This window comes from Rhizobacter sp. (assembly GCF_031412075.1).
Lineage (GTDB): Bacteria > Pseudomonadota > Gammaproteobacteria > Burkholderiales > Burkholderiaceae_C > Rhizobacter.
Map to the genome: position 1 here is coordinate 1 of NZ_JANOCG010000048.1, position 12809 is coordinate 12809.

Below are 12809 nucleotides of genomic sequence, written 5' to 3' on the forward strand. Positions count from 1 at the left end.
CGACACGAAGATGTCGGCCTTGTCGGCGGCGTACTCCATGGTCACGACCTTGTAGCCTTCCATCGCGGCCTGCAGCGCGTTGATGGGGTCGATCTCGGTCACCCACACCTGGGCGCTGAGCGCGCGCAGCGCCTGGGCCGAACCCTTGCCCACGTCGCCATAACCGACCACCTCGGCCACCTTGCCGGCGATCATCACGTCGGTGGCGCGCTTGATGGCATCCACCAGGCTTTCACGGCAGCCGTAGAGGTTGTCGAACTTGCTCTTGGTGACGCTGTCGTTCACGTTGATGGCGCGGAAGGGCAGCGTGCCCTTGGCGCTCATCTCGTTCAGGCGGTGCACGCCCGTGGTGGTTTCTTCGGTCACGCCGATGATCTGCGCGGCCTTGCGCGTGTACCAGGTCGGGTCGACAGCCAGCTTGGCCTTGATGGCGTTGAAGAGGCAGATCTCTTCTTCGCTGCCCGGCTTGCTGATGACGCTGATGTCCTTCTCTGCCTTCTGGCCCAGGATCATCAGCAGCGTCGCGTCACCGCCGTCGTCCAGGATCATGTTTGGGCCTTCGCCTTCGGTGCCCTTGGCGCCGAATTCGAAGATGCGGTGCGTGAAATCCCAGTACTCGTCGAGCGTCTCGCCCTTGTGCGCGAACACCGGCGTGCCCTCTACGGCGAGTGCGGCAGCGGCGTGGTCCTGGGTCGAGAAGATGTTGCAGGAGGCCCAGCGCACGCTGGCGCCCAGGGCTTGCAGCGTTTCCACCAGCACGGCCGTTTGAATGGTCATGTGGATGCTGCCGGTGATGCGTGCACCCTTGAGCGGCTGGCTCTTGGTGAACTCTTCACGAATGGCCATCAGGCCGGGCATTTCGGTTTCGGCGATGCGGATTTCCTTGCGGCCCCAGGCTGCAAGGGAAAGGTCGCGCACGGCAAAGTCTTGAATGGGTTTGAGAACGGCGTTCATGTCAGGCTCCAATCGGTCGAGGAACCCGCACGCGGATCAACAGAGGGAAGTTCATCAACTCACCCACGAAGATTCATCGTGCGGGTGAGCGCGGTTGCAAGTAGATTTCCGAGCCTGGGGCACAGGGTGTGCCTTGCAACGCTCCTCGGAAAGTGGGGCGAATTGTAGTTCAGCGTTTGCAGGGTTGCCAGATCGTTTTCGTGACGGGCTTGTCACCCGCGCGCTTGACGTGGGTATTTGAGCGCCCCACGATCGACCGACATCCCAGCCGAGGAAACAACGCCATGACCACCCTGCGCGCGCTGCGGCCCGCCTTGCCCATCTTGCTGGGCGCGTCGCTGATGCTCAGCCTGAGCATGGGCCTGCGCCAGAGCCTGGGCATCTTCATGCCGCCGCTCACGCAAGACATCGGCATCTCGGTCTCCGATTTCACGCTCGCGATCGCGGTGCAAAACCTGGCCTGGGGTTTTTTGCAGCCACTCGCCGGCGCCTGGGCGGTGAAGATCGGCTACCGGCGTTTGATGCTCGCCGGTTCGCTGCTCTACATCGCCGGGCTGGTGATGCTGGTCACCGCGCAAGGTTTCATCAGCGTGTTGCTGGGCGCGGGTGTGGCGATCGGCGCGTCGATGGCGCTCACCGGGCCTGCGTTTTCGATGGCGGTGGCCTCGCGTTCGGTGTCGGCCGCCGTGCGCAGCTCGGTGCTGGGCATCATCTCGGCGGCCGGCTCGCTGGGGGCGTTGATGGCTGCGCCGCTCGGCCAGGCCCTGGCGCAGTCGCACGGTTGGCGCGTGGGTTTGTATGGGTTCATCGTGTTGTCGTTGCTGATCGTGCCGGCGGCCTGGTACGCCGGCCGCGCCGACAGCCTGCCGATGCCGCCTTCGCCAGGTGGTGACGACAAGAGCGCCGCGCAGGTCACGCGTGAGGCGCTGCGCCATCCGCCGTTCATGGTGATGGCCGCGGCGTATTTCGTCTGCGGCATGCAGCTCATCTTTCTCACCACGCATTTGCCGTCCTACCTTGCGCTGTGCGGCCTCGACCCGATGCTGAGCGCCCAGGCGCTGGGGGTGATCGGCGGCTTCAACGTGCTGGGCAGCCTGTTCTTCGGCTGGGCCGGTGGCCGCTGGAACAAGCTCTTGCTGCTGGGCGGCATCTACTTCCTGCGCTCCATTGGCATCGCCTGGTACTTCATGTCGTTTCCCACGCCGACGAGCACGCTGCTGTTTGCGGCCTTGATGGGTTTCCTGTGGTTGGGCGTGGGCCCGCTGGTGGCCGGCTCGATCAGTGAAACCTTCGGCGTACGTTGGCAAGCCATGCTCGGCGGGGTGGCTTTCATGAGCCACCAGTTGGGCAGCTTCGTGGGTGCCTATGGCGGCGGGCTGGTCTACGACGCGCTCGGTTCGTACAACCGCGCCTGGCAGTTCGGCGTGGCGGTGGGCCTGGCGGCGGGCATCGTGCAGATGTCGTTTGCGCTGGCGCGCCCACCGCAGGCCAAGCCGCCGCTGGCGGTGGCCGCGTGACGGCGCCGCGCCCTTGGGCGAAGCTGCCCGCATCTGAGGCCCGCGAGGTGGTGGGTGTGCTGACCGACATCGACGACACCCTCACCACCGAGGGCCGCATCACCGACGATGCGCTGGCCGCGCTCGGCGCCCTGCGCGACGCCAAGCTGCCGGTCATCGCCATCACCGGCCGCCCGATGGGCTGGAGCGAGCCGTTTGCGCGCACTTGGCCGATCGACGCGATCGTGGCCGAAAACGGCGCGGTGGCCTTGTTCCGCGAGGGCGACAGCCTGCGGACCGAATACGCGCAGGACGCCACCACCCGTGAGCACAACGCACAGCGCTTGCGCGCCGTCGCGCAGCGCGTGCTGCGCGAGGTGCCCGGCGCCACGCTCGCGCGAGACAGCCCGGGCCGCGTGACCGACATCGCCGTCGACCACAACGAGTTCGTGCACTTGGCTGAAGCGCAGATCGAGCAGGTGGTGCAAGTGATGCGCAGCGAAGGCATGAGCGCCACCGTGAGCTCGATCCACATCAACGGCTGGTTCGGCGAGCACACCAAGCTCAGTGGCGCGCGCTGGATCGTGCAACGCCAGCTTGGCCGCACGCTCGACGACGAGACGAAGCGCTGGGTCTACGTGGGCGACTCCACCAACGACCAGCTGATGTTTGCCCACTTCCCGCTCAGCGTGGGTGTGGCCAACCTGATGCACTTTGCGCCGCAGCTGCACACCTGGCCGACCTACATCACACCGAGCGAGCGGGGCGCCGGCTTCGCCGAGGTGGCGCGTGCGCTGCTCAGCGCGCGGGCTGGATGAGGGGGTTCATGCTCGTCATCACCGCCGGGCCGAAGATGGTGGCAAAGGCCACGTCCTTGGCGTCACGGCCCATCGCGATGCGCACCATCTCGTCGACCGGCGCCATGCGCGTGGCATCGAACATCACCCATTGCCCGCCCAGCCAGGCTTCGAACACCGCGTGGAAGTCGGGCGGCGGCTCGTCGAAGCGCGAGTAGCCCACCACCAGCCGCGCCGGGATGTTGAGCGCGCGGCAGAAGGTCACCGCCAGGTGAGAGAAGTCGCGGCACACGCCGACCCGCTGGCGGAACACATCGCAGGCGGTGGTGGTGGCCACGCTGGTGCCGATCTGGTAGTCGACGTTGTTGTAAATCCAGTCGGCAATCGCCTGCACGCGCGAGTAGCCGCGTGGCAAGCCGCCAAAGAGCTTTTGTGCGGCGCGCGACAGCAGGTCGGACTCGCAATAGCGGGTGGGCATCAGGTTGTGCATCACCTCGTCGGGCAGCTCGGCGATCGCCATTTCCGCAGCGTTGAGGTCGCGTTGCGCCAGCGCGCACTGCACCTGCGCGCGGTAGCGCAGTGTGAGTGGCCCCGGCCCGGCCTGCAGCCGCGTGAAGCGGTGGCCGACCGTCGGGTCGGCGTACACGCGAGCGGCCACCGGGGGCGTGAACTCGAGGGACTCTTCCAGCACCTGCTGACCCATGCCCTGCAGGGCGTGAATCTGGAACAGAAAGTCGCAGGGGCCGGACAGCTGGTAGTCGAGCTGGCAGTCGATGTCAAAGATTGAAGTGTTCATGACCGAATTGCAACTCGCCGAGCGCGGGGCGTGCATCGGAGGTTTTCGATTGCACGAGTAGGACAACAACCCAAAGGCCACACCGTGCACGATCGCTGTGCACAATGTGGCCGGCATGCCTTCCACTTCTGCCCCGCGCACCATTCCTGTACTCGCCGTCGCCGGTGCGCTGGCACTGGCGGCGGCCGTCTCACTGGGCCTCGCGCGCTTCTCCTATGCGCTGCTGTTGCCGCCCATGCGGGCCGACCTCGGCTGGAGCTACCTCACCGCCGGTGCGATGAACACCGCCAACGCGGCCGGCTACCTGCTCGGCGCCTTGGTGATGCCGCACGCACTGCTTCATGTGGGCGCGCGGCGCTTGTTGTTGGCAGGTGGTGCGGCTTCGGCCGTGTTGTTGGCGGCGCACGGCCTGGTGTTGTCCGACCCGTGGCTGTATGGGCTGCGCTTCTTGACCGGCGTGGCGAGTGCAGCCAGCTTTGTCTCGGGCGGATTGCTCGCCGCGCGCCTGGTGGGTGCACCGGTGGGCCTGGTGCTCGGCATCTACTACGGTGGCACCGGTGTGGGCATCATCGCTTCGGCCCTGCTGGTGCCGCCGCTGGTGGCGCTGAACGTGGCGCATGCATGGCAATGGGCCTGGCTGGCGCTGGGTGCGGCGGCGCTGGCGGCAACGGTGGTCACCGCGCGCGCCACGCGTGGCCTGGGTGCGGTGGCCGGCACGGCCGGTGCCCGCGCGCCATTTGGCTGGCCCCGGTTTGCCAGCGGGCTGGGCGCCTACTTCCTGTTTGGCCTGGGCTACATCGGCTACATGACCTTTGTGGTGACCTTGTTGCGCGAGCAGCAGCTGAGCAGCTCGCTCATCACCGTGTTTTACGGCGTGCTCGGTGTGGGTGTGGTGGCCTCGTCGTGGTTGTGGGCGGGCTTGTTGCAACGCTTTCGGGGCGGGCATTCGTTGATGCTGCTGAACGGCTTGTTGGCCATCGCGACCGTGCTGCCGGTGTTGAGCACCCATCCGCTGGCGGTGATTGTCTCGGGCGCCTTGTTCGGCAGCGTGTTCCTGTCGGTGGTGGCTTCCACCACCGCGCTGGTGCGCCACAACCTGCCGGCCGCCGCCTGGCCGAGTGGCATTGCGGCCTTCACCACCGTGTTTGCGGCGGGCCAGATCGTCGGGCCGAGCCTGGTCGGCTGGCTGGCCGATGGCGCGGGCGGTTTGCGCAACGGGCTCGCGGTCTCGGCTGCCGTGCTGGCCCTGGGCTCGTTGCTGGCGTGGGGGCAGAAGGCCTTGCCGGTTCAGGAGCAACACCCATGAGCCCACACGATCACCCGGCACTCGTGGGCTTGCGCGTGCTGGAGCGCGGTTGGCTGTCATCGAACAACGTGCTCGTTCATGCGCAGGGTGATGAAGCGGGGGCGGTGCTCATCGACAGCGGCCATGTGGTGCACGCCGAGCAGACGGTGGCCCTGGTGACACACGCGCTGAAAGGCGCGCCGCTCGCTCGCATCGTCAACACCCACCTGCACTCCGACCATTGCGGCGGCAATGCCTCGCTGCAGCGCGCGTTCGGCGCGCCGGTGTTCGTGCCGCCCGGCCAGGCTGACGCGGTGCAGCGTTGGGACGAGGTGGCGCTCAGCTACGCGCCCACCGGCCAACGCTGCGAGCGTTTCAGCATCGCAGGCACGTTGTCACCTGGCGAGGTGCTGCACGCCGGTGGCCGCCGCTTCGAGGTGCTGGCCGCGCCGGGCCACGACCCCGAGTCGGTGGTTTTGTTCGACGCCGAACACGGCCTGTTGATCTCGGCCGACGCGCTGTGGGAAAACGGCTTCGGCGTGGTCTTTCCCGAGCTCGAAGGCGAGCAGGCTTTCGACGACGTGGCGGCGGTGCTCGACATGATCGAGCGCCTGCCCGTGGCCCTCGTGGTGCCCGGTCACGGTGGGGTGTTCAGCGACGTGCCGGCCGCATTGGCGCGCGCGCGCTCCCGGCTGGCGGCGTTTGTCAACAACCCACAGCGCCATGCGCGTTACGCCGCCAAGGTGCTGGTGAGTTATCACCTGATGGAAGTGCAGGGCGAAACGTTGGCGCAGTTGCGCGCGTGGGTGCAGCGCACTTCGTTGTTTGCCACCGTCTGGAGCCGGGTGGGCCGGGCTGAGTCTGAGACGCCGGCCGACTGGGGCGAGGCGCTGGTGGCTGAGCTGGTGGCGAGTGGTGCCGCGCTGCGGGTGGGCGACCGGGTGCGGGCCGCCTGAGGCTCAGTGCTGCTGCGGCAGTGCCACGTCGTGCGGGAACTGCGGCGTGGGCAGCGTGTCGGCAAACCCATCGACCGGCAAGCTCTTGCGGTCTTCGGTGGCATCTTCGTGCGAGCGTTTCGGCACGGCCACCGGTCGGGGCCGAGCGGGTGAGGGCAGCTTGGCGGCGAGCCGCGCCAGTTGTTGTTTGCTGGAGCTCAGCTCATGCTGCAGATGGCTGATCTGGCGCTTGGCCTGCTCCAGCTGCTGGTGGATGGTTTGTTGCGACTGCTGGTGCCGCGCGCGTTGCTGGGTGATGCCCTTCAGGTAGCGCGTTCGCAGAAAAATCCATTGCACGGCGATGACGGCGCTGGCGCCCAGGCCGGCGAGCCAGAGGATGGTGGTGACGTTCATCTTTTTCTCCTGAGGGGTGCCGCGTGGGGCACGAGGCGCATGCCGCGGCACAAGGCCGCGCGCCAATGGCCTGATGCCAATGTATCTGCGGTGGTATCGCCAGGAGAAGGGTGCAAGTCACGGTCGGCGGGGATCGTTGTGGGGCATCCCTCGAACAAGGGAGGCTCGTGTGCAAAGCTCACCAGCGTGACATGCCCGCGTGTCGGCCACGCCCCGCTTCCTTGGCCTGGTACAGCCGCGCATCGGCGCGCGCCACCAGGTCGCGCCAGCCGATCGCGGCGTCGGCACCGAAGGCCACGCCCACACTCGCGCCGATGTAGAGAACCCGACCATCGACGTCGAACGCCGATTGCGCGGTCGCCACCACCTTGTTCGCCACCGACTCGGCGTGCGCGGCTTCGCGCACCCCGCCGAGCAGGATGGCGAATTCGTCACCGCCCAGGCGCGCCACCGCGTCGGTGGGGCGAACGATGTCGCTCAGGCGTTGTGCAAAAAGTCGCAGCAAGATGTCACCCACCGGGTGCCCGTGGCGGTCGTTGACGGGTTTGAAGTGGTCCAGGTCGATGTACAGAAGCGCCAGCGTGGCACCTTCGCCGGCATGCATGCGGCGCTCCATCTGCTGCTCGAAACCGGCCCGGTTGAGCAAGCCGGTCAAGGGGTCGCGCTGGGTCAGCTGCAAGAGGCGCTCTTCCTCCTGACGGTGCAGCGTGATGTCTTGTGCCACACCGACGAAGCCGTCCACCGTGCCGTCGTCCAGCCAGAGCGGGATATAGCTCACCGACAGGTGCCGGGGGTTGCCGTGGTCGGGGTACTCGCGCTCGAACTGCACGGTTTCGCCGGCCAGCGCGCGTTCCGCCCACGGCTTGCTGCGTTCGTAGTCCACCGGGCCCAGCACCTCAAGCAGGCTGCGGCCGATGATGTGCTCGCGCAGGACGCCGATCCAGCGTTCGAAGCCACTGTTGGCGAAGCGGTAGCACCCGTCTGAGCCGACCACCGCCAAGATGGTCGGTATGGCCTCGGCCACTGAGCGCAACGTGGCCGCCTGGCGTTGCATTTCCTGGCGGGCTTTCACGTCTTCGGAAATGTTGCGCATCACCGCCGAATAGCGCGCCACGCGGCCGCTCGCGTCGCGGTGCGCAATCACCATGTGGCTCACCGGCACCACGCGCCGATTGGCGCCGTACACCGTGGTCTCGCCGACCCACACGCCGTTGGCCTTGACCGCGGGCACGATGATGTCGTTGAAATGCTGCTGCGTGGCCGGCGTGATGAACTCGGAGAAATCGCGCAGCGTCACAGCGCTGTCCGGCGCCTGGCCGGTGGCCCGCCGCGCCGCCGGGTTCATGTAGGCGACAGCGCCACGCCAGTCGGTTTGCACCACGTAGTCGGTGGTGTTGTCGAGGATCTCGGTCAGCTCGCGCAGCGCCCGCTCGGTGCTGGCCCGCTCGGTGATGTCGATGCTGGTGGCGAAGAAGCCGCGCACCTCGCCGTTGGCGTTGATGTCGGGGATCAGGTGGCTTTCCAGTCGCCGCACCACCCCGTCGACCACTTCCTCGTACTCGAAGCGCTGCTCGCGGCCCGCCAGCACGTCATCGAACCTGGGTGCGAGCGTGGCCTCGCTCGCGCCCTGCGTCAACTCGCTGCGGGTGCGGCCGATGATCTCTTCGCGGCTCAGGCCAAAACGTTGGCAGTGGGCGAGGTTGACAAACTGGTAGCGACGTTCCGAGTCGATGTAGGCCACGCGCAAGGGCAGGCTGTCGGTGATCTGGCGCACAAAGCGCGCGCCGTTGGACAAGCGTCGCTCCAGGTGCTTGCGCGTGGTGATGTCTTGAATGGCGCCGACCAAGCGCACCGCGCTGCCATCGTCGAACTCGGCTTCACCCTGGTTACGTACCCAGATTTTGTTGCCCTTTCCCGTGACCAGGGACAGCTCCAGGTCCCAGGGCGTGGCGTGCTGGATGGCGGCTTCGATCGCGGCGTTGATCAACGTTTGTGATTCGGGTTCCAAGAAACCGATCGCGCCGTCCAGCATGGGCCTGTAGTCGGCGTCGACTTCGTAGATGCGGCGGGTTTCCACCGACCAGCTGACGGCGCGGGTTTGCAGATCCACCTGCCAGCCGCCCACACCGGCCACCTTGCCGGTGCGCTCGAGCAGCGATTCGCTCTCGCGCAAGGCGAGCTCGGCCAGCTTGCGGTCGGTCACATCGCGGCCGACCGAGTGCAGCAGCCTTTGGCCGTCCTGGTCGAGTTGCAGGTGGTTGGTCCAGGCGACCCAGCGCACCTGGCCGGCGGCGCTCACCATGCGGTTTTCGCCGTTGCGCATTTCGCCGCTGCGCCAGACCTCGTCGATCTGCGCGCGCACGCTCTCGCGGTCGGCCGGCTCCACATGGTCGAGCAGCTTGTGGCCGATCATCTGTTCGGGCGCGCACCCGAAGTGGCGGGCATACGAAGGGTTCACGTAGACCAGCACGCCGTCGCTGCCGGCCAGCGACACCAGTTCGGATTGTTTTTCGACGATGGCGCGGTAGCTTGCCTCGCTGCGTGCGAGGGCAATTTCGTATTCGGAGCGCACCGCGAGCGAACGCTGGATCAGGTCGTGCCGCATCACCAGCGCCTGGCTGGCAATGGCCGCGAGCGAGCGCAGCATCTCCGCTTGCTCGGGCGTGAGCTTGCGCGCCTGGCGGTCGATCACGCACAGCGTGCCGATGCGCGCGCCGCCCGGCAAGATGAGTGGGGCGCCGGCATAGAAGCGGATGTCGGGCTCACCCGTCACCGCCGGGTTGTCGGCGAAGCGCGGGTCGCGGGTGGCGTCGGGCACTTCAAACAGCTTGTCGCTGGCGATGGCGTGTGCGCAGAAGGACACGTCGCGCGGTGTTTCGTTGACACCGGGCAGGCCCACGTTGGCCTTGAACCATTGGCGTTCGGCGTCGATCAGGCTCATCAGCGCGATCGGCACACCACACACCGAGGAGGCCAGCGCGGCGATCTGGTCGAACACGGCTTCGGGCGCGCTGTCGAGGATCACCAGCTCGCGCAAGCGAGCCAGGCGCTCGGCCTCGTCCCAAGGTATCGATGGTGACACGGTCACCTTTCATCGCTGATGCCTGCTCGGCGCGGGTGCCAGCAGGAGCCCACCATCATGCGTCATGGGGGTGGGTGGTGCAACGCTCAGTCTGCCAGGCCCAGAAACACCTCCATGCGGGCCAGTTCGGCCGCCCATTCGGCGCGAAAGCGCGCATCGCGCGGCGCCTTGCCGGCGGCGTAGCCCAGCTGGTGCGCCAATCGCCCATGGGCGATCGACAGGTTGCCCCAGCCGATCACCCGCTCGCCCCACAGCAGCGGCAAGGCGTAATAGCCGAGCCGGCGTTGGGGTGGGGGCGTGTAGGCCTCGAACTTGTACGCCCAGCCCCACAGCAGCTCGAAACGGGTGCGGTCCCACACCACCGGGTCGAAGGGGGCGAGCAGGCGCACCTGCTCGTCGGGCGCATGGCGGCGCGACGCGGGGTTGTCGTCGGCCGGCCAGTACCAGGTGACGCCGTCGAGCTGCACGCTCGCCAGGTGATCGCGTGCGAGCCGCATCGCCGCTTGGGTCTGCACCTTCAGGTGCGGTGCGCCGTAGCCCAGCAAGCGGGTGAGGTAGGTGAGGGTGGAAGCGGGCAGCGGCGCGTACTTGCGCACGATCAGCTCGATCAGCGCGGCGGCGCGCAGGGTGCGGCCAGCCGGGCTGTCGTCCCCCTGCGGGTGGGCGGCGAGTTCATAAACGCGTGTACCGCCATCGCGGCGCGCCACGCGCAGCAGGCCGCGGTAGTGCATGCCATCGAGCAGCTGCGTGCTTGCACTGCCCGAGCCACCCCAGGCATTGATGCGCTGGCCGTGCGCAAAGTGTTCGTCGACCTCGCGCGGGTGCACCTGGCCACGCTCTCGAACGAAGGCCAGCACCTCCTCGGCTTGCCGCTGGGTGGTGGGCTTCCACTTGTGCTTGGCCACGCGCGGGTGCATCAGCGCCAGGTGTTCGCGCGGCAGAAAGCCGTAGTTGACGAGGCAGTCTTCTTCGATGGCGAGCTTGGGGTAGCGGCGCTCCAGGTCGCCGGCGGTGTAGCCCTTCACACGGTGGCGCAAGGTCAGATCTTGTGCACGCGCCGGCGCGCGGATCGGGTCGGCCTGCACGAAGCCGAGCTTGCGAATGGCCTGCGGCAGCGTGGTGGGCGTGAACAGCGTGCGCGCCACGGCATAGCGGCGCAGATCGTCGAGGGTGAGGCTGGGCATGCAGCGATTCTGCTGCGAGTGGGTGTTGTCTGCACACGGATGGAGGTGTCCGAATGCGGCCAGACAGCGCAGCGCCACATGCCGAGACTGCACCACCCAACACAACAGGAACAGTCATGAACACATTGAACGGCAAGGTCGCACTCATCACCGGCGCGAGCTCGGGCATTGGCCACGCAGCGGCGCGTTTGTTTGCGCGAGAAGGCGCGCGCGTCGTGGTGGCGGCACGCCGGCAGAAGGAGCTCGATGCGCTGGTGCGCGACATCGTGCAGGCCGACGGCCAGGCCGTGGCACTGGCCGGTGACGTGACCGACGAAGGCTTCGCGCAAGCGCTGGTGGCGCTGGCCACCAGCGAGTTCGGCGGCCTCGACATCGCGTTCAACAACGCTGGCACGTTGGGCGACTCAGCGCCGCTGCCCGAGCTGTCGCGCGCCGCGTGGGATCACACCATTGCGACCAACCTCACCGCGGCGTTCCTGGCGGCAAAACACCAGGTGCCGGCGATGGTGGCGCGCGGTGGGGGCTCGATCATCTTCACCTCGAGCTTCGTCGGCCACACCGTGGGCTTCCCCGGCATGGGCGCGTATGCCGCGAGCAAGGCCGGGTTGATCGGCATGGCGCAGGTGATCGCCGCCGAGTTCGGCGCCAAGGGTGTGCGCGCCAACGCGCTGCTGCCCGGCGGCACCGACACGCCGATGGCCGCAGGCCTGGTCGCCACGCCCGAGTCGCGCGCTTTTCTGGAAGGGCTGTTCGCGCTGAAACGCATTGCCTCGCCGGAGGAGATTGCGAAGGCGGCGCTCTTCCTCGCGTCAGACGCGTCGTCGTTCGTGACCGGCACCGCGCTGCTGGCCGATGGCGGGGTGTCGATCAACCGGACCTGATCAACCGACGTTATGAGACGGCACCTTTGTACTTGAACTTGTCATCTCCGTTCGCCCTGAGCAGGGACTGAGCTTGTCGAAGGCCCGTCCGTCGAAGGGTCAGCAACGAACCGCGAACAGGGCTTCGACAGGCTCAGCCCGAACGGACTCAAGTTCATAGATGCCGCCTCAATAACTCGGCCGCTTCATCTGGCAGGAGGTGGGCTGGGCGCTGATGTACGAGTCCCAGACCGCCTCCGACCTGAAGCCGTAGCCCGTGCCCTCGGAGTCGTACTTCACGCGCTTGCCGTCTTGTTTGTCCCACACGCCGAGGAAGATCGGCGACTGCAACTGGTGGTCGGTCTTGCGCATCTCGACCTCACCCAGCGGGCTCTTGAAGCTCGCGCCTTCCAGCGCAAACGCCACCGCCTTCGCGTCGGTGCTCTTGGCGCGGCGCATGGCGTCTTGCAGCATGTGGATGCCGTTCCAGTGCGCCGTGAAGATGAAGTCTTCCTTGTACTTCTTGCGGTACGAGACGGCGAGCTTTTCGAGCTCGGGCGCGCCGACGTTGCTGCCCGAGTTCCAGATCACCGCCACCTTGCCCGCGCCGTATGTGCCAAGTTGGGACGGTATGCCCGGGTTGTTGGCGTTGAGGGTGTAGATGTTGACGTCGAGCGCGGCGTCGCGTGCGGCCTTGAACATCAGGCCCAGGTCACTGCCCCAGTTCGAGGTGATCACCGTGTCGGCGCCCGAGGCCTTGATCTTGGCGATGTAGGGCGCAAAGTCTTTCACCTGCGCGATCGGCACGAAGTCGTCACCCACGATCTGGATGTCGGGCCGCTTGCGCGCCAGGTACTCCTTGGCTGCGCGCGAGACCTGCTGGCCGTGGGTGTAGTTCTGGTTGAAGAGAAACACCTTCTTGATCTCGGGCTTGCCCTTCAGGTAGCTGGTGAGCCCCTCCATCTGCATCTCGCTCGACGGGTAGAAGCGAAAGTGCCAGAAGCTG

11 protein-coding genes and 1 riboswitch are annotated in these 12809 nt (G+C 67.0%); of the genes, 5 read left to right on the plus strand and 6 right to left on the minus strand.

The window, feature by feature from the left end:
* Positions 1-954, minus strand: a 954-nt coding sequence (locus tag RMO40_RS01735; RefSeq protein ID WP_309715425.1) for an adenosylhomocysteinase, incomplete at its 3' end; no start/stop codon positions are given.
* Between the two features lie 79 nt (positions 955-1033).
* A riboswitch (S-adenosyl-L-homocysteine riboswitch) is annotated at positions 1034-1107 on the minus strand.
* 131 nt (positions 1108-1238) lie between these two features.
* On the opposite strand from RMO40_RS01735, the gene RMO40_RS01740 reads away from it, so the two are divergent.
* Positions 1239-2471, plus strand: a complete 1233-nt coding sequence (locus tag RMO40_RS01740; protein WP_309715427.1) for an MFS transporter — start codon at positions 1239-1241, stop codon at positions 2469-2471.
* A complete protein-coding gene (locus RMO40_RS01745) occupies positions 2468-3268 on the plus strand; it encodes an HAD-IIB family hydrolase (protein ID WP_309715430.1) in 801 nt (266 codons plus the stop codon). The genes RMO40_RS01740 and RMO40_RS01745 overlap by 4 nt, the downstream gene beginning before the upstream one ends.
* On the opposite strand, the gene RMO40_RS01750 is transcribed toward RMO40_RS01745, so the two are convergent.
* Positions 3249-4043, minus strand: a complete 795-nt coding sequence (locus tag RMO40_RS01750) for a transglutaminase domain-containing protein (protein ID WP_309715434.1) — start codon at positions 4041-4043, stop codon at positions 3249-3251. The genes RMO40_RS01745 and RMO40_RS01750 overlap by 20 nt on opposite strands.
* Positions 4044-4158: 115 nt before the next feature.
* Here RMO40_RS01750 and RMO40_RS01755 point away from each other — a divergent pair, with 115 nt between their 5' ends.
* Both RMO40_RS01755 and RMO40_RS01760 read left to right on the plus strand, forming a co-directional pair.
* The gene (locus RMO40_RS01755; protein WP_309715436.1) at positions 4159-5349 is read left to right on the plus strand and encodes a YbfB/YjiJ family MFS transporter; all 1191 of its coding nucleotides are present in this window, start codon (positions 4159-4161) and stop codon (positions 5347-5349) included.
* Positions 5346-6284: an MBL fold metallo-hydrolase gene (locus RMO40_RS01760; protein WP_309715439.1), complete on the plus strand. Its 939-nt coding sequence runs from the start codon at positions 5346-5348 to the stop codon at positions 6282-6284. Before RMO40_RS01755 ends, RMO40_RS01760 begins: the two co-directional genes overlap by 4 nt.
* Positions 6285-6287: 3 nt before the next feature.
* On the opposite strand, the gene RMO40_RS01765 is transcribed toward RMO40_RS01760, so the two are convergent.
* From RMO40_RS01765 to RMO40_RS01775, 3 genes are all read right to left on the minus strand, one after another.
* Positions 6288-6677, minus strand: coding sequence for a hypothetical protein (locus RMO40_RS01765; RefSeq protein WP_309715442.1), 390 nt, complete (start codon positions 6675-6677; stop codon positions 6288-6290).
* A gap of 178 nt (positions 6678-6855) precedes the next feature.
* Positions 6856-9759, minus strand: coding sequence for a PAS domain S-box protein (locus RMO40_RS01770; protein ID WP_309715444.1), 2904 nt, complete (start codon positions 9757-9759; stop codon positions 6856-6858).
* An 86-nt stretch (positions 9760-9845) separates the two neighbouring features.
* Positions 9846-10943, minus strand: a complete 1098-nt coding sequence (locus RMO40_RS01775; protein WP_309715446.1) for a DNA glycosylase AlkZ-like family protein — start codon at positions 10941-10943, stop codon at positions 9846-9848.
* A 116-nt stretch (positions 10944-11059) separates the two neighbouring features.
* Between RMO40_RS01775 and RMO40_RS01780 the strand changes: the two genes are divergently transcribed.
* On the plus strand, positions 11060-11824 hold the full coding sequence (locus RMO40_RS01780) for an SDR family oxidoreductase (protein ID WP_309715449.1): 765 nt from the start codon (positions 11060-11062) through the stop codon (positions 11822-11824).
* Positions 11825-11992: 168 nt separating this feature from the next.
* Here the strand turns inward: RMO40_RS01780 and RMO40_RS01785 are convergent.
* Positions 11993-12809: ABC transporter substrate-binding protein (locus tag RMO40_RS01785; protein ID WP_309715453.1), on the minus strand; the 817-nt coding region annotated here is incomplete at its 5' end.

Coding starts and splice junctions, on each gene's coding strand:
- RMO40_RS01780 (WP_309715449.1), top strand. CDS start 11,060: ATGAACACATTGAACGGCAAGGTCGCACTCATCACCGGCGCGAGCTCG.
- RMO40_RS01760 (WP_309715439.1), top strand. CDS start 5,346: ATGAGCCCACACGATCACCCGGCACTCGTGGGCTTGCGCGTGCTGGAG.
- RMO40_RS01740 (WP_309715427.1), top strand. CDS start 1,239: ATGACCACCCTGCGCGCGCTGCGGCCCGCCTTGCCCATCTTGCTGGGC.
- RMO40_RS01755 (WP_309715436.1), top strand. CDS start 4,159: ATGCCTTCCACTTCTGCCCCGCGCACCATTCCTGTACTCGCCGTCGCC.
- RMO40_RS01750 (WP_309715434.1), bottom strand. CDS start 4,043: ATGAACACTTCAATCTTTGACATCGACTGCCAGCTCGACTACCAGCTG.
- RMO40_RS01775 (WP_309715446.1), bottom strand. CDS start 10,943: ATGCCCAGCCTCACCCTCGACGATCTGCGCCGCTATGCCGTGGCGCGC.
- RMO40_RS01765 (WP_309715442.1), bottom strand. CDS start 6,677: ATGAACGTCACCACCATCCTCTGGCTCGCCGGCCTGGGCGCCAGCGCC.